Origin of the sequence: Novosphingobium rhizosphaerae (genome assembly GCF_050920675.1) — a bacterium.
In the GTDB taxonomy this organism is placed as follows: domain Bacteria; phylum Pseudomonadota; class Alphaproteobacteria; order Sphingomonadales; family Sphingomonadaceae; genus Novosphingobium; species Novosphingobium rhizosphaerae.
In genome coordinates, this window is sequence record NZ_CP137861.1 from 826,519 (window position 1) to 849,006 (window position 22,488).

The following is a 22,488-nucleotide window of genomic DNA, read 5'->3' on the forward strand; positions in this document are numbered from 1 at the left end:
GCTGTGCAAGCGCGGCCCATAGGGCATGGGGGACATGACGTCAAAATGCGCGCAAACCCCAGATCCGCCCTCCGCTTGCGGGGGGGAGGTGGCGGCCGAAGGCCGTCGGCGGGGGCTTTTGCTCCCGCCCCTATCCCCGGATGTGCAGCACGCAGATCAGCGTGAACAGGCGGCGCGCGGTGGCGAAATCGGTTTCCACCTTGCCGTCCAGGCGCTCCAGCAGCAGCTCTGCCGCTTCGTTGTGCACGCCGCGCCGGGCCATGTCGATCGTCTCGATCTCTTGCGCGGTGGCGCGGCGAATCGCCTGGTAATAGCTGTCGCAGATGGCGAAATATTCGCGGATCGGGCGGCGGAACCGCCCCAGGCCCAGCACCACGCTTTCCAGCAGCGCGCCGCCTTCATCGGCGATGTCGAGGGTCAGGCGCCCATCGTGCACCGACAGGCGCAGGCGATAGGGTCCTTCATGGCCGGCGGCGCAGGCGCGCAGCGGACGAAACGTGTTTTCCTCGATCAGGTCGAAGATCGCGACGCGGCGTTCCTGCTCCACATCGGCGTTGCGCCAGACGATCGTCGCTTCGTCCAGCTCGATATGCGAGATGCGCGGGTCCGCCATAAGGAGGCGATAGTTGCAACATGCGAAGGCGCGCAGCAAGCGCCTTGCCGCCTTGTGGCCTCCTACCTTTGGGTCAGGACGGGGCAATCCGTCCACAGGCTGTGGAAAACGGCTGGACGGGCGAGCCGCATCGGCGCCTTGCCACACCCCGGGGCTTGGTTCATTTTGATGTCATGTCCGCCAGCGAAGCCATTCTCGCGCGTCCGGCCAGCGAGGTCCGTGCGCTTCCCGCCAATGTCGAGGCAGAGGCTGCCTTTCTCGGCGCCGTTCTGATCGACAACCGCATCCTGGAGGAAATGACCGTGCCCTTGCGGCCCGATCATTTCTTTGCCCCCGTGCATGGCCGCGTGTTCGAACGCATCCTGGCGCTGATCGACCGCAAGGCGATCGTCACGCCCGTCACGCTCAAGCCCTATTTCGAAAGCGACGAGGAGCTGAAAGAGCTGGGCGGCACCGCCTATCTCGCGCGGTTGACCGGCGATGGACAGGGCCTGTTGGCGCCGCGCGAACTGGCCCAGCAGATCTATGACCTGGCCCTGCTGCGCGAGTTGATCAGCGTGGGGCGCAACCTGGTCGAAGGCGCGATGGACACCAGCGAGACGGTGGAGCCGCTCAAACAGGTGGAACAGGCCGAAGCCGCGCTGTTTTCCGTGGCCGAAGGCGCGCAGACCGGCAACGAGGCACAGACGTTCGGCCAGGCCACCCGCGCCAGCCTGGAAATGATCGAGAAGGCGCTGCTATCGGGCGGCCATATCTCGGGCAAGACCACCGGCCTTACCTCGGTCAACGAAAAGATCGGCGGCCTACACGATTCCGACTTGATCATCCTGGCCGGGCGTCCGGGCATGGGCAAGACCTCGCTCGTCACCAACATCGCGTTCAACGCCGCCGACCGGCTGCGCGACGACATGGCGCGCGGCATCCCGGTCAAGGATTCGGTGGGCGCCGCCGTGGCGTTCTTCAGCCTGGAAATGAGCGCGGACCAGCTGGCCACGCGTATCCTGGCCGAACAATCGGGCATCAGTTCCGAATCGCTGCGCATGGGCCGCATCAGCCGCGAGGATTTCCAGCAGCTGTCGTTCGCCAGCCAGCGCCTGGCCGAACTGCCGCTGTACATCGATGATACGCCCGGCCTGTCGATCGGCGCGCTGCGCACCCGCGCCCGCCGGTTGAAGCGGCGGCACGATATCGGCCTGATCGTGGTCGACTATCTCCAGCTGCTCTCGGGCTCGGGCCGGTCCGACAACCGCGTCAACGAAATCTCGGAAATCTCGCGCGGCCTCAAGACCCTGGCCAAGGAACTCTCGGTTCCGGTGATCGCGCTGTCGCAGCTGTCGCGCGCGGTGGAACAGCGCGACGACAAGCGGCCGATGCTCTCGGACTTGCGCGAATCGGGCTCGATCGAGCAGGACGCCGACATGGTCTGGTTCGTGTTCCGCGAAGACTATTACGTCGCCTCGCGCGAGCCCAAGCGCCCGGTGGAAAGCGACGACGCCAAGACCCACGAAGCCCACGCCGCCTGGGCCGCGGAAATGGAGCGCGTGTTCGGCCTGGCCGAACTGATCGTGGCCAAGCAGCGCCACGGCTCCACCGGGAAAGTGCGCCTGCGCTTCGAAGCGCGGATCACGCGATTCAGCGATCTGGCGCCCGATCAGATGATGCACGACATGGACGATTGACCCAGGCGCAAGCCGGCACACTCGGTTAGAAACGCCGCCGCATTTTACACTTGCGACGAATTGCAGCGTCTGTGCGCCGGGTGGCAGCGAATCGGGGAACCACCTGCCTTTGCGCCGGAGTCACAATGGCTTATCCTGGCGCAACGAAATAATAAGATGGGTCGGGGTAATCCCTCATAATGGTCGGGTTTCAATCCAAGCGTAAACTGCGCATCCTGGCTGCCGTTCTGGCGGCCTTTCCGGCCTTGGCCGCCACCAGCCCGGCCGTGCAGAGCCGGCCGCCGGCCGCCGTGCAAAGCGCACGCGATCTGGCCATCCAGCAACGGGTTGCCGCCATTGCCGCTGCTGCGCGGGGCCGCGTGGGTGTTGCCGCGATGGACCTGGATGGTGGCGGGCAAGTGCTGATCAATGGCGACATGCCCTTCCCCATGGCCAGCACCGCCAAGGTGGCCGTCGCCGCCACGTTTCTGCAGATGGTGGAGCAAGGCCGCTTCCGGCTGGACCAGCAATTGCCGATGATGATGCCGGTGCCCGAGCCGGCCGGCCGCCGCAATCTGGTGGCGATGGTGCGCCCCGGCCCGGTCTATACCGCGCAGACTCTGCTGGAACGGATGATCACGCGCAGCGACAACCACGCCACTGACGGGCTGATTGCTGCGGTTGGCGGGATCGGTGCGGTCAACCGCTTCCTGGTGCAGACCGGCATTTCGGGCCAGCACCTGGACCATACCATGGCCACGCTGGTGCGCGACGACGGGCGAATCAACCCGGCCCGCGCGATCGACACCGGCACGTCGAGCACGCCGCGCGCCATGATCGCGCTGCTTTCCGCGATCGACCGGGGCGGCGCGCTCAGCCCCCAGGCCCGCGCCGTGCTGCTCGACACCATGACTCGCACCAGCACCGGCAAGAACCGCATTCGGGCCGGCTTGCCCGAAGGCGTGCTGCTGGCCCACAAGACCGGTACGCTGGCCGGCGTGACCGACGACGTGGGCATCGTGCGCATGCCCGATGGCCGGCACTTGGCCATGGCGATCTTCGTGGCCGGGCCGGAAAACCACACCGCCCAGGCCGGCATGATCTCCCGCATCGCCGCCACGCTCTATGAAGGCTTCCTCACTCCGTCCGACGGGCCGAACCTGACCGGCGAAGTTTCGCGGCGGCGGTAACGCGCGGGCCCTTCGACAGGCTCAGGGCGAACGGAGCCGTTGATAATCCAGAACAAGAGCCGTTCGGGCCGCGCTTGTCGCGGCCCCCTGGCGCAAGGCCCGTCACCATCCCCAACCCCCTCCTCTGAAGAAGAGGGGGCCATTTGCGTTGTGCTGCAACATCGCTGCGCCGCACACTGGCCGGGACCGGCGATTCGCGCTGCACATGCGAAAAAGGGCGCAGCCGTGAAGGCTACGCCCTTTTCTATCTGTAACCTGCCCTTGCGGGCTGGGATTACATCTTCGCGGCAGCGCTCGCGTCAGCGGCGGCTTCCGAAGCCGAAGCGCTGGCGTCAGCAGCAGCAGCCGAAGCGTCGGCCGAAGCGTCAGCAGCTTCGCTGGCAGCTTCAGTGGCAGTGTCAGCCGGCTTTTCCGAGCAGCCGGCGAGGGCGAAGGCGGTGCCGGCGACGGCGGCGAGGATGAGCTTGCGCATGCGTTACAATCCCTGGATTGAAGTGAACCGCGCCGGGCAAAGCCCGCCGCAAAGCCTACTCCCACGGTAGACTTCGACGTCCCAATTAATCGGCAATTCATCGGCTTGCAAGCACAAGACGACAGCATTGCGACGGGCCGTCGCTATCGCCCTTAGCGGCAAGGGTTTTTTGCGCGAGCGCTGCTGCGCCCAAATGCCCTTTTGCAGCGACAAAGCGTTAAATGCCCATCAGGGCTATTGCGCATATGCACACAAAATCGCGCACTTGCGCTTGTCCGTGGGCAGCGCGGCGAAAATCCCCTGCGGCCCATTTTCCAAACGGCCATTTTCCAAATGCCGGACGAAGCGCTAGGACGCTTTCCATGGATTCCCGCAATCACCTCTATCTCGTCGATGGCTCGGCCTATATCTTCCGCGCCTATCACCGCCTGCCGCCGCTCACGAACCCGCAGGGTACCCCGGTGGGCGCGGTCTATGGCTATACCACGATGCTGTGGCGCCTTGCCGAAGACCTGCACAAGGCCGATGGCCCCACGCATCTGGCGGTGATTCTCGACAAGGGCTCGATCACGTTCCGCAATGCCCTCTATGATCAGTACAAGGCCAATCGCCCGCCGCCGCCCGAAGACCTCAAGCCGCAGTTCCCGCTGATCCGCGATGCCACGCGCGCGTTCAGCCTGGCCTGCATCGAGGAAGACGGCCTCGAGGCCGACGATCTGATCGCCAGCTATGCCCGCGCCGCCACGGCACAGGGCTGGGACGTTACGATCGTGTCTTCCGACAAGGACTTGATGCAGCTGGTGGGCAAATGCGCCCAGGGCGGCACCGGCTGCGTCGACATGCTCGACACGATGAAGAACCAGCGCATCGGCATTCCCGAGGTTGTGGAAAAGTTTGGCGTGCCGCCCGAACTGGTGGGCGATGTGCTCGCGCTGATGGGCGATGCGGTAGACAATGTGCCGGGCATTCGCGGCATCGGCCCCAAGACCGCGACCAAGCTCATCGTGGAACACGGCGGGTTGGAGGGCGCGCTGGCTGCCGCGCCGGCGATGAAGGCGGGTAAGCTGCGCGACAGCCTGATCGAGCAGGCCGAGATGGCGCGGCTTTCGCGCCAGTTGGTGGCGCTGAAAGAAGATTGCGCGCTGCCCGTGCCGCTGGAAGACTTTGCCCTGGGGCCGATTCCGCCCGAACCTTTGGCTGCGTTCCTGTCCACCCATGGCTTCACCAGCCTGCTGCGCAAGCTGGGCAGCCCCGCGCTCGCGGCGGCGACCCCGCTGGTCGAAGGTGATTCGGGCAGCCCGGCGCCGGTCACGGCCGAATCGACGCGCCAGCCGCTGCCCGCCTGGCCGGCGATCGACCGCGATGCCTATCCTTGCATCCAGTCCCTCTCCGAACTGCAGGACTGGATCACCCGCGCCTTTGCCGCGCGGACCGTGGCGATCGACACCGAAACCTCGGCGCTCGATTCGATGCGCGCCGATCTGGTCGGCGTAAGCCTGGCGGTGGGCCCCAACCAGGCCTGCTATATCCCGCTGGGCCATCGCGGCACCGACATGTTCAGCGAAGTGCCGGTGCAGATCCCCCGCGCCGAGGCGCTGGCTGCGCTCAAGCCGCTGCTGGAAAGCGATGCGGTGCTCAAGGTGGGGCAGAACATCAAGTACGACCTGACCGTGCTGGCCCGCCACGGCATCGCCGTGGCGCCGATCGACGATACCATGGTGATGAGCTTCTGCCTCGACGCGGGGCGCAGCGAAACCGGCCTGGCCGGCCACGGGATGGACGAACTCGCCAGCCGCCACCTGCAGCACACCACGATGCTGTTCAAGGACGTGTGCGGCAGCGGCAAGAAGCAGATTTCCTTTGCCGAAGTGCCGCTGGCCGATGCCACGCGCTATGCCGCCGAGGATGCCGACGTGACCTGGCGCCTGCACCAGCTGTTTGCCCCGCGCCTGGCGGACGAGGGCGGCACGCGGATCTACCAGCGCGTCGATCGCCCGCTGGTGCCGGTGGTGGCCCAGATGGAGCGCCACGGCATCCGCGTGGACCGCGAGCAGCTGGCCAACCTCTCCACCCGCTTTGCCGCCGAAATTGCGCGGCTCGAAGGCGTGATCCACGAAAAGGCCGGCGTTTCCTTCACCATCGGCAGTCCCAAGCAACTGGGCGAGGTGCTGTTCGACAAGCTGGGCTACAAGGGCGGCAAGAAGGGCAAGAGCGGGCAATATTCCACCGATCAGTCGGTGCTCGAAACGCTCGCCGGGCAGGGCGCCGAAGTGGCCACGCTGGTGCTGGAATGGCGCCAGCTGTCCAAGCTCAAGAGCACTTATACCGATGCCCTGCAGGCCGCGATCAACCCCGAAACCGGCCGCGTGCACACCAGCTACAGCCTGGTGGGGGCGCAGACCGGGCGGCTATCGTCCAACGATCCCAACTTGCAGAACATCCCGATCCGCACCGAGATCGGCCGCGAGATTCGCGAGGCTTTCGTGGCCGCGCCGGGGCATGTGCTGCTCAGTGCCGACTATTCGCAGATCGAACTGCGCCTGGCCGCCCACATTGCCGACGTGGCGCCCTTGCGCGACGCGTTCGAGCAGGGCGAGGACATCCACGCCCGCACCGCGCGCGAGCTGTTCGGCGAGGTCAACCGCGACACGCGCGGCCGCGCCAAGACGATCAACTTCGCCATCCTCTATGGCATCAGCCGCTGGGGCCTGGCCACGCGCCTTGCCACCAGCGCGGATGAAGCCCAGGCGATGATCGACCGCTATTTCGAGCGGTTCCCCGGCATCCAGCGCTACATCCACGAAACGCTCGAGAGCGTGCGGGCCAAGGGCTATTCGCAAACGCTGTTCGGCCGCAAGACCTGGTTCCCGCGCATCAATTCGGGCACCCAGGCCGAACGCCAGGGCAGCGAGCGCGCCGCGATCAACGCCCCGATCCAGGGCACCAGCGCCGACATCATCAAGCGCGCCATGGCCCGCATGCTACCCGCATTGGAAGCCGCCGGCCTGCCCCGCGTGAAGATGCTGCTGCAGGTGCACGACGAACTGGTGTTCGAACTGCCCGAGGAAGACGTGGCGGCGGCGAGCGACGTGATCCGCGCCGTGATGGCCAATGCCGCCGCGCCCTCGGTTCAGCTCACCGTGCCGCTGGGCGTGGAGATCGGCACCGGCCACAGTTGGGGCGCGGCGCACTAAGGCAGGTAACATTCCCTCCCCCCAACCCCTCCCGCAGGCGGGAGGGGAGCGAGCCGATCTCCCCCTCCCGCTTGCGGGAGGGGGTTGGGGGGAGGGCATATACCCACCCCAACAATCTCCACCGATATGGCAGCACCCCCTGCCGCCCCCTTGTGACGCAGCGCCCTGGGCGGCAACCCTCGCGCCATGGTTTCGCTGGTATCGACGGTGGCTTACTTGGGGCTGGAAGCCCGCGCGGTGGAAGTGCAGTGCCAGGTGGCGCCCGGCCTGCCTTCGTTCCGCGTGGTCGGCCTGCCCGACAAGGCCGTGGGCGAAAGCCGCGAACGCGTGCATTCCGCCCTGGCTGCCCTGGGGCTGAGCCTGCCGCCCAAGCGCATCACCATCAATCTTTCCCCGGCCGACCTGCCCAAGGAAGGCTCGCACTACGATCTGCCGATTGCGCTGGCCCTGCTGGCGGCGATGGGCGTGGTCGATCGCGAAACGATTGCCGATTACGTGGCCGTGGGCGAGCTGGCGCTGGATGGGCGGATCATTCCCAGCCCCGGCGTGCTGCTGGCTGCGCTGCACGCCAGCGGGGCGGAAAAGGGCCTGGTGTGCCCGGCCGCGCAAGGCAGCGAGGCGCGCTGGGCCAGCGGCATCGACGTGATCGCTGCGCCAGATCTGATCTCGCTGCTCAACCACCTCAAAGGCACGCAGCGCCTGGCCCCGCCCGAAGTGGGCCAGGCCATCCCGCCGGTGCGGCTGGCAGACCTGAAGCAGGTGAAAGGCCAGGAAACCGCCAAGCGCGCGCTGGAGATTGCCGCGGCCGGCGGGCACAATCTCTTGCTGGTGGGGCCGCCCGGCGCGGGCAAGTCGCTGATGGCCTCGTGCCTGCCCGGCATCCTGCCCGAACTGACGCCGGGCGAGGCGCTGGAAACCTCACTCGTCGCCTCGGTGGCGGGCACGCTGGAGGAAGGGCGGATCAGCCGCGCGCGGCCGTTTCGCAGCCCCCACCATTCCGCCTCGATGGCGGCGCTGACCGGCGGTGGCCTGCGCGTGCGGCCGGGCGAAGTGAGCCTGGCGCACCTGGGCGTGTTGTTCCTCGACGAACTGCCCGAATTCCAGCGCGTCGTGCTCGATTCGCTGCGTCAGCCGCTGGAAACCGGCGAAGTGACCGTGGCCCGCGCCAATGCCCATGTCACTTTCCCGGCGCGGGTGCAGCTGGTTGCGGCGATGAACCCATGCCGCTGCGGCCACCTGGGCGATCCCGCGCTCGGCTGCAGCCGCGCGCCCAAGTGCGCCGCCGATTACCAGTCCAAGGTTTCGGGCCCGCTGCTCGACCGCATCGATCTCCATGTCGAAGTCGATCCGGTCTCGGCTGCCGATCTGGCCCTGCCCCCGCCGGCCGAAGGATCGGACCAAGTGGCCGCGCGCGTGGCGGCCGCCCGGGCGCGGCAGACGGCGCGGCTGGAAGGCAGCAACCGGCGCAACAATGCCGAGCTGGACGGCGACCTGCTCGAACGCTTTGCCACGCCCGACGAGCCGGGGCGGCAATTGCTGTTCAAGGCAGCCGAAGCCATGCGCCTTTCGGCACGCGGCTATACCCGCATCCTGCGCGTGGCACGCACCATCGCCGATCTATCCGGCGCAGACAGCGTGGGCCGCGTGCACGTCGCCGAGGCGTTGAGCTACAGGCGTCAGGCCCCCCGCGCCTGAGCGGCCGGCGAACTCAGAGCAGTTCCTTGAGCGGCACACTGGCATCGGCCAGCCGTTCGGGCGCGATCGGGGCGCGCGCTTCCACCAGTTTCTTGCCCTGGACATAGTCCTTGACCATGTTCACGCAATCGAGCGCGATCACCTTGCCCTGCTTCAGATAGACCACCGAAAAGCTGCGCGTGCCCGGATCGCCGCGCAGCACGGCCAGGTCGTGCCCGGTCGAAAGGCCCACGGTCTGCAGGCGCAGGTCATACTGGTTGGACCAGAACCAGGGCGTCGCCTTGTAAGGCACGGGCGCGCCGCAGATCGCCTTGGCCGCGGCGGTCGCCTGGTCGTTGGCGTTCTGCACCGATTCCAGGCGGATCACCGCGCCATCGGCAAAATCGTTGGCATGGGCGGCGCAATCGCCGATCGCATAGACATGCGGCAAGGACGTGCGGCAGAATTCGTCCACGTCCACCCCGTTGCCGCCGCCCGCGCCCGCGGCCAGCAGCGGCCCTACCTGGGGGATGATGCCGATGCCCACGATCACCAGGTCGGCCGGCAACACGCTGCCATCGGCCAGGCGCACGCCGGTTACCTTGGTGCCATCGCCTTCCAGGCAATCGACCGTCACTTGCGTGCGCAAGTCCACGCCATGGGCGCGGTGCTCGTCCTGATAGAAGGTGGACAGCGCTTCGCCAGCCACGCGCGCCAGCACGCGCGGCAGGGCTTCGAGCAGCGTGACATGGCAGCCCAGCTTGGTCAGCACGGCGGCTGCTTCCAATCCGATATAGCCGCCGCCGATCACCACGGCGCGCTTGGCCCCGGCGTCCAACTCGGCCATCAGGCGGTCGGCGTCGGCGCGCGTGCGCACGCCGTGCACGCCGATCAGGTCGTGCCCGGCGCAAGACAGGCGCCGCGCGTCGCCGCCGGTCGCCCAGATCAGGTCGCCATAGCTGACCGTGGCACCATCGGCCGTGCGCAGGCTGCGCGCATCGGGATCGACTGCCACCACTTCATGGCCCAGGGCCATTTCCACCTGCTTGTCGGCCCAGAAGGCCGCGGGGCGAATGGTGATGCGGTCGAATGTCTTGTCGCGGGCGAGGTATTCCTTGGACAGCGGCGGGCGTTCATAGGGCAATTCCGGCTCGCGACCGATCACCAGGATCGATCCGGCAAAGCCGTTCTGCCGCAAGGCAATGGCGGCCTGTGCGCCACCGTGGCCTGCGCCAACGATCACCACATCCGCAAAGCCCGCTTCGAATGCACCCATGAAGTCCTCCTCTCACGCGGGGAGGAGGCTTGTGGGCAAACGGCGCGGCGCGTCAAGCGCGCACGCGCCATAATTTTTGCTCAAGCCGGCATTTGCAAAGCGCCCATCGGGTGCGTTGCCAATGCCGGCACAAGGGCCGCTCAGCGCAGCAGCAGGCTGCGCGCCTGGCTGGCGATCTGCGCCAGCATGGCCGGGGTCACGGCCGCGGTGGCCTGGGCGCGGGCGATCAGGCTGCGCAACTGGCGCACCGGATCGGCCTTGGCGTTGAGCCAGGCATAGGCCGTGGCATCGGGATTGCTGCCGCCCATGCGCCGCAGGAATTCCATGCGCATCTGCTGGAAATCGCGGGCCAGGCCCGCCACCAGCAGCCGCTCCCATGGGTCCGACGGATTCATCCGCGCTGCGGTCTGCTGCGCCCAGTCGATGCCCAGCTGGGCGCCCAGGTCGGCAAAGGCGCCGGTCAGCACCACCGCATCCACGTCCAGCTCGTCGGCCAGGTGCGCCAGGCCGATCGCGCCATCCAGGTCGAACAGGTGCACCACCCGTTCCACCACATCGGCCGGAGTGCCTGCGTCGGCCAGTTCCTGCGCCAGGCGCCGGGCCTGGGCCTGGGCTTCGCCGCGCAGCAATTCGGCCGTGGTGTGGGAAAGCCGGCCCACCCCGCCGCACAGATCTTCGATCAGGGCATCGGGCTTGAGCGTGCCATGGCACGAACGCAGCACGTCGGCGATATGGCCGCGCAGGCCGCGCGCGGTGCGTTCGAACAGCGAAAGCCGCAAGGCCTCGGCCATCGGCGCGGTGTCGAGCAGCGCCCAGGTTTCCGCCAGGCCCAGCAGGCGTTCGGCCGCGACAAAGGCCGCCGCCACTTGCGCCAGGCTCATGCCCTCTTCCTCGGCCAGTTCGAAGGGATGAACCGGGCCCAGGCGGTTGACGATGCGGTTGGCCAGCTTGGTCGCGATGATCTCGCGGCGCAGGCGATGGTGCACGATGTCGGTCTCGAACGTCTCGCGCATCGCTTCGGGGAACGCGGCCAGCAGTTCCTCTTCCAGCACCGGATCGTCCACCACCGGGCTGTCTTCCAGCGCGCGTTGCAACACCAGCTTGGTGGAGGATACCAGCACGGCTAGTTCGGGCCGGGTCAGCCCGGCGCCGGCGGCAGCGCGGCGGGCATAGTCGTCGGACGGGGCCAGCCCTTCGGTCTTGCGATCGAGGTCGCCGCTTTCCTCCAGCACGTCGATCAGCCGGGTCAGCGCCGGCACGGCCTGCACCCCGCCGCGTTCGGCGATCGACAGGCCCAGCGCCTGCAGCCGGTTGTCCTCCAGCACCAGGTGCGCCACCGCGTCGGTCATGCTGGACAGCAACGCCACGCGGCCATCTTCGTCCAACCGCCCGGCGCGCTTGGCATTGGCCAGCGCGATCTTGATGTTCACTTCGTTGTCCGAACAATCGACGCCGGCCGAATTGTCGATGAAGTCGGTGTTCACCCGCCCACCGTGCAGGGCATATTCGATGCGGGCGGCCTGGGTCATGCCCAGGTTCGCGCCTTCGCCGATCACGCGGGCACGCACTTCGTTGGCCGAAACGCGGAACGCGTCGTTGGCCGGATCGCCCACGTTGACGTTGGCCTCGCTCGACGCCTTCACATACGTGCCGATGCCGCCGAACCACAACAGGTCCACCGGCGCCTGCAGGATGAGGGCGATGAGCGTGTCGGGATCGAGTTCGTCCATGGCCACGCCCAGCACCGCCTGCACTTGCGGGCTCAAGGGAATGGCTTTCAGGCTGCGGGGGAAAACCCCGCCCCCTTCGGAAATCAGGCTCTTGTCGTAATCGTCCCAGCTCGATCGCGGCAGCGCGAACAGGCGCGCGCGCTCTTCCCAGCTCTTCGCCGGATCGGGCTCGGGATCAAGGAACACGTGGCGATGGTCGAACGCCGCCACGATCTTGAGCGCCTTGGACAGCAGCATGCCATTGCCGAACACGTCGCCCGACATGTCGCCCACGCCCACCACGCGCACCGGATCGGCCTGCACGTCCACGCCCAGTTCCAGGAAGTGGCGTTGTACCGAAAGCCATGCGCCCTTGGCGGTGATGCCCATGGCCTTGTGGTCATAGCCCTTTGAACCGCCGCTGGCGAAAGCGTCGTCCAGCCAGAAATCGCGCTCCGCCGCAATGGCATTGGCCACGTCGGAGAAGGTGGCCGTGCCCTTGTCGGCGGCGACCACGAAATAGGGATCCTCGCCGTCGCGGATCACCACGTCCTGCGGATGCACCACCGCGCCATCGACGATGTTGTCGGTGATCGACAGCAGCGTGCGGATGAACGCCTGGTAGCTGCCCTTGCCTTCCGCCAGCCAGGCCTCGCGCTCCCGCACCGGGTCGGGCAATTGCTTGGGATAGAACCCGCCCTTGGCTCCGGTCGGCACGATCACCGCGTTCTTCACGCGCTGCGCCTTCATCAGGCCCAGGATCTCGGTGCGGAAATCGTCGCGCCGGTCAGACCAGCGCAGGCCGCCGCGCGCCACCGGCCCGGCGCGCAAGTGGATGCCTTCCACACGCGGCGAATAGACGAAGATCTCGCGCCACGGAACCGGCTTGGGTAGGCCGGGCACCAGCGAAGAATCGATCTTGAAAGCCAGGGCCTCGGCCGCAGCCGGGGCAAAGGCATTGGTGCGCAGGATCGCTTCGACCAGGGCGCGGAAACCGCGCAGCAGGCGGTCGTCGTTGATCGCTGCCACTTGCGCCAGGCCGGCGCGGATCTGTTCGGCGGCCGCTTCGGCGGCACGCCCGCGCTCTCCCACGAAGGCGGGATCGTGGCGCGCACGGAACAGGCCGATCAGGCCGCGCGTCACGTCCGCCGCGTTCTTCAGCGCATCGACCACGGTGCCAATGCCAAACGTCATGCCCGCCTGGCGCAGATAGCGATACCAGGCGCGCAGCCAGTTGGCCTCGGTCGCGGTCAGCCCCACGGCCACGATCAGGCGATTGAACGCATCATCCTCTGCCGCGCCGTTGAGCACGGCGGCCAGCGAGCTCTCGATCGCCGTCGATCGCGCCAGCAGTGCCTCGGGCGTGGTATCGGCCGGATGCGCCACCAGGAAATCGTGGATGAAGCCCAGCTTGCCATGGTCGAGTGCGGTGGGCACTTCTTCCAGCGCGCGGAAGCCGAAGTTTTCCAGCACCGGCACCGCGTCGGACAGCACGATCGCGCCTTCGCGCTGGTACAGCTTGAGGCGCAGCGCCGATTCGCCGCTCAGCCGGTGCAGCCGCACCGCGCGGCGTGGGGCATCATCGGCGGTCAGCGCGCGCAGCACGCGAATGTCGCCGGCCGCTTCGGCTGCGCCATAGTTGGCGCGATAGCCCACCGGAAAGGCGGGGGCATAGCGGGTGGCGATGGCCGCGGCGCGGCTCTGTTCCTCGGTCTTGGCCAGCTCGGCTTCCACCGCCGCATCCCAGCCGCGCACCAGGGTCTGGAACGCTTCGTCCAGTGCCGCTTCGTCCACGCCTTCGCCGCCATCGGCTAGGGTGTCTTCCTCGCCGCGCATGTCGATGGCAAAGCGGGTCAGCGCCAGGGTGCTGCCTTCCACCTGCAAGGCCCAGTCGATGACCTGGCCGCCGGTGGCCTGTTCCAGCATGCGCGCAACCTGTTCGCGCACTTCGGTCGATTGGCTGTCGCGCGGCTGCCAGACAAAGGCATAGAGGTGCCGTTCCAACGCGGCGCGCACCAGTGCCAGGCGGGGGCGCGGCCGGTCGACCAGGCCCATCATCGTCGTGGCGATGCGTTCCAGGTCGGCATCGGAAAAGCCGATCAGCAAGTCGTGCGGCAGCGCGGTCAAGGCATGGACCAGCGCCTTGCCGGCGTGGCCTGCCGGGTCGAAGCCCAGCTTGTTCATCAGGGTATCGAGCTGGCTGCGCATGCGCGGCACGCGATCGGGCGTCGCCGCCAGGGCCGAACTCGTCCACACCCCGGCATGGACCGACAGCGCGGTGATCCGTCCGCCTTCCACCACCGGCACCAGGAACAGGTCCAGCGGCACGCGGCGGTGCACGTTGGCAATGCGGTTGGCCTTGACGATCAGCGGAATGCGCACCGCTTCCTCGCCGCGCGTGCCGGCCTTGTCGAACCAGGCAAAGGCGCGCTCGAACGAGGCATCCGAGAGCAGCGGCACGTCGGTGGCGCGGCAGATGCCCAGCGCCTCGGTCACCGTGCCATCGCGGTGGCGGGTGACGTGGCCCAGCTGCGTCAGCATGCCATCGGCCAGCCAGCGCAGCAGCGCGGCGCCTTCCAGGTCGGGCAGGGCGCGCGCATCATGCTGCATCAGGCCCTGCATCTGCGGCCAATCGGCCACGGCGGCGTGCACATCGGCCAGCGTGGCGGCCAGCGCAGCGGCCAGTTCCCGGCGCGCCTTGGCATCGGCGCGTTCGGTTTCAAGGTAGATCATCGATTCGCGCAGTTCGCCGATCGCCTCGCCGGCCGGCAGATCGACCAGCGCGCCCAGCGGATCGCGCCGCACCGCCAGCACCGGGTGCAGCAGCTTTTCGATGGTCAGCCCTTGCGCAGTGATGGTGGAGGCGATCGAATCCACCAGGAACGGCATGTCGTCGTTGATCACCGCAATGCGCAGCGCGCGCTGGCCGCCCATCGATTCGATGGCCACGGCGGCATCGGGCCCCTTGCGCAACGCCGCGGTCGCCAAAGTGAAACGCGCCGCTTCGGTCAGCCGCTCGGCGGTGAAATCCACCTCATCGCCGGGCAGCAGGGCGCCGGCCAGGCGCGCGGCAAGCGCGGCAACCAGATTCTCGGCATTGGGCAGATGCTCGGCATCGGCGCCCCCGCCTGGGGCTCCGGCCGCATCAGGCGCAACTGGGGCGTTGGGATCAATCGTGGTCGCCATGGCGTTCGCTTCCTGCATTCCCGGGCGGGTCGGGTTATCATGCCCGCCGTGTCGTTATCGTTGGTGCCGTTGTCGCCGATGTCTTCAGCGTTGGGTATGGTGGTAACGAATGAAACCTGAATTGCAAACCGCCGCGCGGGGGTGGACACGTGGTGATGGCACGAAACCATCACCATCGGCCTCATCAGCCGCTTACGTGTTTGCGCCTAAGGGCACCAACGAATCCATGGTGAGCGCGAGCGAGCGCCGGCGCAAGGCCGGATCGAAAGTCGCGCCGGCCACGATCAGTTCGTCCGCGCCGGTGCGATGCTGGAACGCTTCGAGCCCCGCGCGCACGGTGGCCGGGCTGCCGATCGCGCTGACCTGGCGGAAATGATCGAGCGTGGCCCGCTGCGGCGCGGCCAGCGTTTCGCGATAGCCTTCGATCGGCGGTGGCAGGCGCCCCGGATCGCCGCTGCGCAGGCGCACGAACGATTGGTCCTGGCTGCTCGCCAGGAACTGCGCTTCCTCGTCGCTGGGGGCGCACAGCACATTGATCGCGGCCATCACATAGGGCTGGTCGAGCGTGGCCGAAGGCTGGAACCGCTCGCGATAGAGTTTCAGCGCGCCATCGAGGTGATCGGGCGCGAAATGGCTGGCGAAGGCATAGGGCAGGCCCAGCATCGCGGCCAGTTGCGCGCCGAACAGGCTGGAGCCCAGGATCCACAGGTCCACGTTGGCGCCGTGGCCGGGCGTGGCGGCCAGCGGCAGGCGCGGGTCGCCGGCAAATTGCGCCTGCAATTCCACCACGTCGGCCGGGAAATCCTCGGCCGCGCGGTTCACGTCCTTGCGCAGGGCGCGCACGATGCGCTGGTCCGCGCCCGGCGCACGGCCCAGGCCCAGGTCGATCCGGCCGGGATAGAGCGCGTCGAGTGCGCCGAACTGTTCGGCAATCACCAGCGGGTTGTGGTTGGGCAGCATGATCCCGCCCGCGCCAAGGCGAATGGTCCGGGTGTGGTGCCCCACATGGGCAAGCACGACCGAAACCGCCGCGCCGGCGATGCCGGGCATGCCATGGTGCTCTGCCACCCAATAACGGTTGTAGCCGGCCTCTTCGGCAGCCTTGGCCAGCAGTGCGGCATCGGCCATGGCCTGGGGCAGGGTGCCGCCCTCGATCACCGGCACCAGATCGAGAACGGACAGTTTCATCGCGTGATTTCCTTATCCTGGCCCGGATCGGGGGGAGCAGGAATGGATGTGGGGGCCGCGCCGATCTGTTCAAGGTATCCGCGCGCCACGCGCGCTTCGTCGCTCGCCGGGGCCATGGCCACCACCGATTGCCAAGATTGCCGTGCCGCATCCTCGCGATTGCCCAGCATGGCGATCACCCCGGCTTCCACGCCCACGGCAGGATCGCGTGGGGCCAGGCGGGCGGCTTCCTCGATATCGTGTTGGGCGGCCACCAGGTCCTTGTCCCGGCGGTGCAGGGTGGCGGACAGCAACCAGCCTTCGGCGTTCTGCGGCGCCAGCTCGTGCGATCTGGCAAGGGCGGTGGCGGCATCGGCATTGCGGTTCAGCGCCACCAGCGCGCGGGCGCGGTCGTTCTGGATCGCCGAAAGCGCCAGGTTGTCGGCAAAGCCGCGCACCACCAGCGCGCGATTCAGCCAGGTCAATGCGTCCTGCGGCTTGCCGGCGGCCAGCGCGGCATTGCCGGCCATGGCCATCAGCGGCACCGCGCCCACCGCCTGCGCTTCGGGGATGAGGCCCACCGCCTCGCCAAAGGCCGCCTGCGCGCCTTCGAAATCGCCTTGCTGGCTCAGCATCATGCCCAGGCACTGGTTGGCGCGCACCCGCTCTGACGCCAGCTTCACTTCATCGAGCCAATGCCGCGCCAGGCTGATCGCCAGGTCGGGGTTGCTGCGCCCCACGGTCAGGCAATCGGCCAGCCGATCGTGCTTTTCGGGCGGCGGGCCATCGTCTGCCTGTGCCGCCTTGCGCCGGCCGGGGGTGGGCAGCGCGCCGAATTCCATCGGCCGGGGATTGGGCCCGATCTGGTGCCAGACGGGAGAAAGCGACGAAGCGAGAAGGGCAGCGGCCAGCAGCATGGGGGCTCTATTCGGTCAAAAGGCTGTTCAGCGTGGCCAGCAGCACGGCAATGTCCTGCGGGCGCGACAGGCGATGGTCGCCGTCCTTGATCAGGTGCACCTGCACATCGGCTGAACACAGCGCGGCGGCCAGCCTGATCGAGATGTCCCACGGCACATCGGGATCGGCCTGCCCGTGGATCAGCCGCACGGGGCCATCGAATGGAACGGTATCGTTCAATTGCAATTGTGCCTGCCCATCGGCCCAGAACGCCGCGTGGGTGGGCGTCGGTTCGGGGCCATAGGGATTGTCTTCGAATATCGTTTCGCCCGCTGCCAGCGCCGCCTGCTGCGCGGCCGAGTAGCCCCAGCTGGTGAAATCGGGCGCAGCGGCCAGGCCCACCAGCGCCTGCGCCTTGTCGCCCAGTGCGCGGGCCACCAGCAGCATCAGCCAGCCGCCCATGCTCGACCCGATCAGCACCACGCGATCCAGGCCATGCGCGGCGACCAGCGCCACCACCTCGTCGCGCCAGCGGCCCAGCGTGCCTTGGGCAAAGTCCCCTTCCGAAAGGCCGCAGCCGGAATAATCGAGCAGCAGGCACGGGCGCCCCTGCGCCACGGCCCAATCGAGCACCGCCTGCGCCTTGCCGCCGGCCATGTCCGACATATAGCCTGGCAGGAACACCAGAGCTGGCCCGGTCCCGGGCACGAAGCGGGTGGCCAGGCGCAATCCGTGCGGGCCGGGGTGAAAGCTGGGAGGCATCGGCGTGGTCATGGCCGCCGTGCTACCGGCTTCGGGCGGGCAGTGTCCACGCCTGATCTTTTCGCTGGCCCTTGAGCGGCAGGGGCGGCGCGCCTATCTGCCATGACATGAGCCAGCCCCCGATCATCCCGTCACCCATCACCCTGGCCCCCTCGGCCGCCGCGCGCGTGGCCACGATCGCTGCCAAGCAGGCAAGGCCTGCGATCCTGCGGCTGGCGGTGGAGGGGGGCGGCTGTTCCGGCTTCCAGTATCGCTTCGGCCTGGCCGAGGGCGTGGAGGAAGACGACGTGGTGGTCGAAACCGACGGCGTGCAACTGGTGGTCGATACCGTCAGCCTCGACCTGGTCGGTGGCGCGACGGTCGATTACGTCGAATCGCTGGGCGGCGCGGCGTTCCGCGTGACCAATCCCAACGCGGCATCGGGCTGTGGCTGCGGCGCGAGTTTCTCGGTGTGAGCGGTGCACCGCTGAAGCTGGCCAGCTTCAATATCAACGGCATCAAGGCGCGCCTGCCGCGCCTGCTGGAATGGCTGGCCGAAACCCGGCCCAGCGTGGCCTGCCTGCAGGAAATCAAGACGCAGGACGAAGGCTTCCCCGCCGAAGAGTTCGAGAAGATCGGCTATCACGCCATCTGGCACGGGCAGAAGGGGTTCAACGGCGTGGCCATCCTCGCCGATGGTGAAAAGCCGGTCGAAGTGCAACGCGGCCTGGCCGGAGAGCCCGAGGACGAGCATTCCCGCTATCTCGAAGCCGATGTCTTCGGCCTGCGCGTGGTGTGCATCTACCTGCCCAACGGCAATCCGCAGCCTGGGCCCAAGTTCGATTACAAGCTGCGCTGGATGGACCGGCTGCACGCCCGCATGGACCAGATCTGGGCCGAGGAAGTGCCCGCGGCGATCCTGGGGGATTACAACGTGATCCCGCGCGACAACGATATCTGGGACACGCGCGCGATGGCCAGCGATGCCCTGATGCAGCCCGAATCGCGCGATGCCTATAACCGCCTGCTCGCCGCCGGCTGGACCGACGCCATCGGCCTGCACCATCCGCAGGGCGGGCTGTGGACGTTCTGGGATTACCAGGCCGGCGCCTGGCAGCGTGACCACGGCTTTCGCATCGATCACGCGCTGCTGTCCCCCGAACTGGCGGACCGACTGGCCGGCGCGGGCGTGGACAAGGCCCATCGTGGGCGGGAAAAGGCCAGCGACCATGCGCCGGTCTGGGTGACGCTGCGCGCCTGAATTTGTCGTTCGTCGAACAATATGCACAGCTCGCCGATGGAAGCGGGTGTGAGAGAGGGTCTGGGACTAGGGCGCGCTACGCTTTCGTGCTAAGTAGCGTTTTGCAACTGATTATAACCGGATTATCTAAATGGGCTTGTTTCGTAAGGATTTTTTCCGTTCGCTCCTGGTCGGCTTCGCGATCGGCGCCGTGGCCATGGGCGTGACGGTGTTCAACGAGGCCCATGTCTTTGCGCCCGTGGCTGCCGCCTCGGCTGCGCCCACCGTGGGGTCTGACCAGTGAAGGCGCGCCGCTCCCTGCGCCTGTTGGGGGCGGCATTGACCACCGCCCTGGCAGCCTGCCTTCAGCCCGCGCATGCCGATGCGCCGGTCAAGGCGCCCGCCGCGATCATCCCCGCGCATGAAGCGCCCGGTACCAAGACCGCGGTGTTCGCCGGCGGCTGCTATTGGGGCATGGAGGCTGTGTTCAGCCATCTTACCGGCGTGACCAGCGTGGTTTCCGGCTTTGAAGGCGGCCGCGCTGCCGATGCCGATTACGAGACCGTCAGCACCGGCACCACCGGCCACGCCGAATCGATCCGCGTGACTTATGATCCGGCGCGCATCCGCTATGACCAACTGCTCCAGGTCTTCTTCGGCGTGGCGAGCGATCCCACCCAGCTGGATCGCCAGGAGCCTGACGTGGGCCCGCAATACCGCAACGCGCTGGTGCCGATCGGGCCCGAACAGGCCCGCGTCGCGCGCGCCTATGTCGCCCAGCTCAAGGCGCTCAAGCTGTGGAAACGGCCGATCGTGACGCGGATCGAGCCGTGGCGCGGTTTCTATCCCGGCCCCGAGGAACACCAGGACTTTGCGCTGCGCAACCCGCGCCATCCCTATATCCTGCGCTGGGACGTGGCCCGCGTCGATGCGCTGCATCGCACGTTCCCCCAGTGGTGGAAGCCCGATTTCACGCAGCACTGATTTGCAACAGCCGCCGGCAATGCTTATCTGGTGTCCATGGGTGGCCACCATCATCACGATTATGCCGGCGAAGGGCTGGTATCCGCCGCGCGCGAAGCGCTGACCGTTTCGGGCGAACAGTGGACCGACATGCGCGCCGATGTGTTCAGCGCGCTGGCCGCGCAGGAACGCCCGGCGTCTGCCTATGACATCGCCGAAAGCGTGGGGCAGCGCCGGGGCAAGCGCGTGGCCGCCAACAGCGTCTATCGCATTCTCGACCTGTTCGTGCGCACCAACCTGGCGCGCCGGGTGGAAAGCGCCAATGCCTATGTCGCCAACACCCATCCCGGCTGCCGGCACGACTGCATCTTCCTGATCTGCGACGTGTGCGGCCAGGTGACCCATATCGACAACGACAGCCTGACGGGCCACTTGCGCGAGGCTGCGCGCCATGCCGGCTTTGCCGACGTGCGCCCGGTGGTGGAAATCCGCGGCCGCTGCCAGGCCTGCGCAGGCTGAACCTGCGCGGGATTGTGCTGGGGTTTAGGCAGGCTCGGCCGAGGCTCCGTCGCCCGGCGCTCTATTGCAGCGTCACTGCCCCGTCATCGGTATCGCGCCGGCCAAAGAACTGCATCAGCTGGATCAGCAATTCGCAGCGCGTGGCAAGGTTCGGCGCTTCGAGCAGGGCCTGCTTGGCGGCCACGTCGAACGGGGCGATCTGCGATACGCCGTTGATCAGCGATTGGTCGTCCAGCCGCGCCACCGAATCCCAGTCCACGGCATAGCCCTGGGCCTCGGCAAAGGTGCGCGCCTCGCGTTCGAACCCGGCGCGTTCCACCGCGCTCAGGGCTTCGTCCAGATCGTCGGGCAGCAGTTCGGCTTCCACCTGGCGGAACGGCGTCTTGGCTTCCAGTTCGCGCAGCACGCGAAAGCGGGCGATGCCCGAAAGCACGATGTTGTAGCGCCCGTCCTCCAGCGCCTCGACGTCCTCGATCTTGCCCACGCAGCCCACCTGGAACAGGGCGGCGCCCTCTTCGGGGGCCTGGGGCTGGATCATGGCGATGCGCCGGTCACGCGCCAGCGCGTCGGACACCATGGCGCGATAGCGCGGCTCGAAAATGTGCAGCGGCAGTTGCAGGCCGGGAAAGAGCAGCGCGCCCGAAAGTGGAAAGATCGAAAGCCTGACCGTGCCGATCGCGCCGCCCATCGCCATCACCCGAACAGCACGGTGGAAAGCTTGCGCCGCGTGCGCGCCACCCACGGATCTTCCAGGCCGATCGCCTCGAAGATCTGCAGCAGTCGCGCGCGGGCCGCGCCTTCGTTCCAGGCGCGATCGGTGGCCACCATGGCCAGCAGGGTATCGGCGGCGCCATCGCGGTCGCCGGCGGCGAACAGGCCGTTGGCCAGCGCCAGCTGGGCGTCCATGTCTTCGGGCGCGGCGGCCACGGCCGCGCGCAGCGCCGCCAGCTCGCCTTCCTCGGGCGCGTCTTCGGCCAGGGCCAGCGCGGCGCGCGCCTGGTCCAGCGCGTGGTCGGCCGCCAGCTTGGGATCGAGCGCGGCAAGCACCTGTTCGGCCTCGTCCTTGTGCCCGGCCAGCAGCAGGGCACGGATCAGGCCGGCATGGGCAGCGGCATTGTCGGGGGCGATTTCCACGATCTGGGCAAAGATCGCCGCAGCACGTTCGCCATCGCCTTCGCCCAGGATTTCCTCGCCCATGGCCAGCAGCGGCGCCACGTCCTGCGGCCCTTCCTCGCCCAGGGCACCGGGCTGGATCGGCAATTGCGACAGGATCTGATCAAGATACTGCTTCAATTGCGATTCGCTGCGCGCCGGGGTCAGGTCGGCCACGGGCTGGCCCTGGAACATGGCATAGACCGTGGGGATGGAGCGCACCTGGAACTGCGCGGCGATGAACTGTTCCTCGTCCACGTTGACTTTGGCCAGCACCACGCCCATGTCGGCGTATTCGGCCACCACCTTTTCCAGCACCGGCGTCAGCGCCTTGCACGGGCCGCACCATTCCGCCCAGAAATCGAGGATGACGAGCTTGGTCATCGAGGGTTCGACAACAGCCTTGCGGAAGCGGTCCACCGCCTTTTGTTCGTCAAGGTTGAGGCCCAGGCTTGCCACTACACGTCTCCACTTCAAATCGGTCCGGGTACGGGCCGCGCCGGCCCGTCTTGCCCTCACCATGTGGGAAAGCCACCCGGTTCGGCAAGGGGCAGCAAGGCGGGCAGGGCGAATCCGCCCAAGGTTTTGTCTGCCAGGGCCGGCCATCCACAGCTGCATCCACAGGCGCTTAGGCACAGCGCCCGGTTTTGCGGGAAAAATGCAACTTTGCTGTTGCACCGCCCCCGATCCCCCGTTATTGGCCCGCCTCACCCCAGCGGGACGGCCCTTGTGGCCCCCCACTGAAAACGCCAGAGCGGGCGTAGCTCAGGGGTAGAGCACAACCTTGCCAAGGTTGGGGTCGAGGGTTCGAATCCCTTCGCCCGCTCCAGTTTTCAG

General features: G+C 67.6%; 18 protein-coding genes and 1 tRNA gene. 10 read left to right on the forward strand and 9 right to left on the reverse strand.

Going from position 1 to position 22,488, the window contains the following annotated elements; genetic code table 11:
- Window positions 1-130: 130 nt before the first annotated feature.
- Window positions 131-613: a UPF0262 family protein gene (locus tag R9J51_RS03825; protein ID WP_179505913.1), complete on the reverse strand. Its 483-nt coding sequence runs from the start codon at window positions 611-613 to the stop codon at window positions 131-133.
- 173 nt (window positions 614-786) lie between these two features.
- Between R9J51_RS03825 and R9J51_RS03830 the strand changes: the two genes are divergently transcribed.
- On the forward strand, window positions 787-2,292 hold the full coding sequence (locus R9J51_RS03830; protein ID WP_168555787.1) for a replicative DNA helicase: 1,506 nt from the start codon (window positions 787-789) through the stop codon (window positions 2,290-2,292).
- Window positions 2,293-2,471: 179 nt separating this feature from the next.
- Window positions 2,472-3,461 carry a serine hydrolase gene (locus tag R9J51_RS03835; RefSeq protein ID WP_168555788.1) on the forward strand — a complete coding sequence of 330 codons (990 nt, stop codon included), beginning with the start codon at window positions 2,472-2,474 and terminating at the stop codon, window positions 3,459-3,461.
- 274 nt (window positions 3,462-3,735) lie between these two features.
- Here R9J51_RS03835 and R9J51_RS03840 read toward each other — a convergent pair whose 3' ends face one another.
- On the reverse strand, window positions 3,736-3,933 hold the full coding sequence (locus tag R9J51_RS03840) for a hypothetical protein (RefSeq protein ID WP_022677666.1): 198 nt from the start codon (window positions 3,931-3,933) through the stop codon (window positions 3,736-3,738).
- A 362-nt stretch (window positions 3,934-4,295) separates the two neighbouring features.
- Between R9J51_RS03840 and polA the strand changes: the two genes are divergently transcribed.
- Complete coding sequence (polA, locus tag R9J51_RS03845) at window positions 4,296-7,127, forward strand: DNA polymerase I (RefSeq protein WP_179505914.1); 2,832 nt, start codon at window positions 4,296-4,298, stop codon at window positions 7,125-7,127.
- Between the two features lie 186 nt (window positions 7,128-7,313).
- Entirely contained in the window at window positions 7,314-8,822 is a 1,509-nt protein-coding gene (locus R9J51_RS03850) for a YifB family Mg chelatase-like AAA ATPase (protein ID WP_168555790.1), read from the forward strand.
- A gap of 13 nt (window positions 8,823-8,835) precedes the next feature.
- Here R9J51_RS03850 and R9J51_RS03855 read toward each other — a convergent pair whose 3' ends face one another.
- From R9J51_RS03855 to R9J51_RS03875, 5 genes are all read right to left on the reverse strand, one after another.
- Complete coding sequence (locus tag R9J51_RS03855; protein ID WP_179505915.1) at window positions 8,836-10,077, reverse strand: FAD-dependent oxidoreductase; 1,242 nt, start codon at window positions 10,075-10,077, stop codon at window positions 8,836-8,838.
- 140 nt (window positions 10,078-10,217) lie between these two features.
- A complete protein-coding gene (locus tag R9J51_RS03860) occupies window positions 10,218-14,972 on the reverse strand; it encodes an NAD-glutamate dehydrogenase domain-containing protein (protein ID WP_169475657.1) in 4,755 nt (1,584 codons plus the stop codon).
- 192 nt (window positions 14,973-15,164) lie between these two features.
- On the reverse strand, window positions 15,165-16,160 hold the full coding sequence (locus R9J51_RS03865; RefSeq protein ID WP_179505916.1) for an LLM class flavin-dependent oxidoreductase: 996 nt from the start codon (window positions 16,158-16,160) through the stop codon (window positions 15,165-15,167).
- On the reverse strand, window positions 16,157-17,056 hold the full coding sequence (locus R9J51_RS03870) for a tetratricopeptide repeat protein (protein ID WP_168555794.1): 900 nt from the start codon (window positions 17,054-17,056) through the stop codon (window positions 16,157-16,159). The genes R9J51_RS03865 and R9J51_RS03870 overlap by 4 nt, the downstream gene beginning before the upstream one ends.
- A 7-nt stretch (window positions 17,057-17,063) precedes the next feature.
- The gene (locus R9J51_RS03875) at window positions 17,064-17,810 is read right to left on the reverse strand and encodes an alpha/beta fold hydrolase (RefSeq protein ID WP_432787823.1); all 747 of its coding nucleotides are present in this window, start codon (window positions 17,808-17,810) and stop codon (window positions 17,064-17,066) included.
- A gap of 95 nt (window positions 17,811-17,905) precedes the next feature.
- On the opposite strand from R9J51_RS03875, the gene erpA reads away from it, so the two are divergent.
- The 5 genes from erpA to R9J51_RS03900 all read left to right on the forward strand — a co-directional run bounded on the left by erpA (window position 17,906) and on the right by R9J51_RS03900 (window position 20,499).
- Complete coding sequence (erpA, locus tag R9J51_RS03880) at window positions 17,906-18,253, forward strand: iron-sulfur cluster insertion protein ErpA (RefSeq protein WP_168555796.1); 348 nt, start codon at window positions 17,906-17,908, stop codon at window positions 18,251-18,253.
- 11 nt (window positions 18,254-18,264) lie between these two features.
- A complete protein-coding gene (gene xth, locus R9J51_RS03885; RefSeq protein WP_179506650.1) occupies window positions 18,265-19,038 on the forward strand; it encodes an exodeoxyribonuclease III in 774 nt (257 codons plus the stop codon).
- A gap of 130 nt (window positions 19,039-19,168) precedes the next feature.
- Window positions 19,169-19,321, forward strand: a complete 153-nt coding sequence (locus tag R9J51_RS03890) for a hypothetical protein (protein ID WP_168555797.1) — start codon at window positions 19,169-19,171, stop codon at window positions 19,319-19,321.
- Window positions 19,318-20,001: a peptide-methionine (S)-S-oxide reductase MsrA gene (gene msrA, locus R9J51_RS03895; RefSeq protein WP_179505918.1), complete on the forward strand. Its 684-nt coding sequence runs from the start codon at window positions 19,318-19,320 to the stop codon at window positions 19,999-20,001. The genes R9J51_RS03890 and msrA overlap by 4 nt, the downstream gene beginning before the upstream one ends.
- Window positions 20,002-20,037: 36 nt before the next feature.
- Entirely contained in the window at window positions 20,038-20,499 is a 462-nt protein-coding gene (locus R9J51_RS03900) for a Fur family transcriptional regulator (protein ID WP_168556087.1), read from the forward strand.
- Window positions 20,500-20,560: 61 nt separating this feature from the next.
- On the opposite strand, the gene R9J51_RS03905 is transcribed toward R9J51_RS03900, so the two are convergent.
- Window positions 20,561-21,187, reverse strand: a complete 627-nt coding sequence (locus tag R9J51_RS03905; RefSeq protein ID WP_168556088.1) for an LON peptidase substrate-binding domain-containing protein — start codon at window positions 21,185-21,187, stop codon at window positions 20,561-20,563.
- A 5-nt stretch (window positions 21,188-21,192) separates the two neighbouring features.
- Entirely contained in the window at window positions 21,193-22,101 is a 909-nt protein-coding gene (locus R9J51_RS03910) for a tetratricopeptide repeat protein (protein ID WP_432787977.1), read from the reverse strand.
- A gap of 304 nt (window positions 22,102-22,405) precedes the next feature.
- Here R9J51_RS03910 and R9J51_RS03915 point away from each other — a divergent pair.
- A tRNA-Gly gene (locus tag R9J51_RS03915) sits at window positions 22,406-22,480 on the forward strand.
- Window positions 22,481-22,488 lie beyond the last annotated feature (8 nt).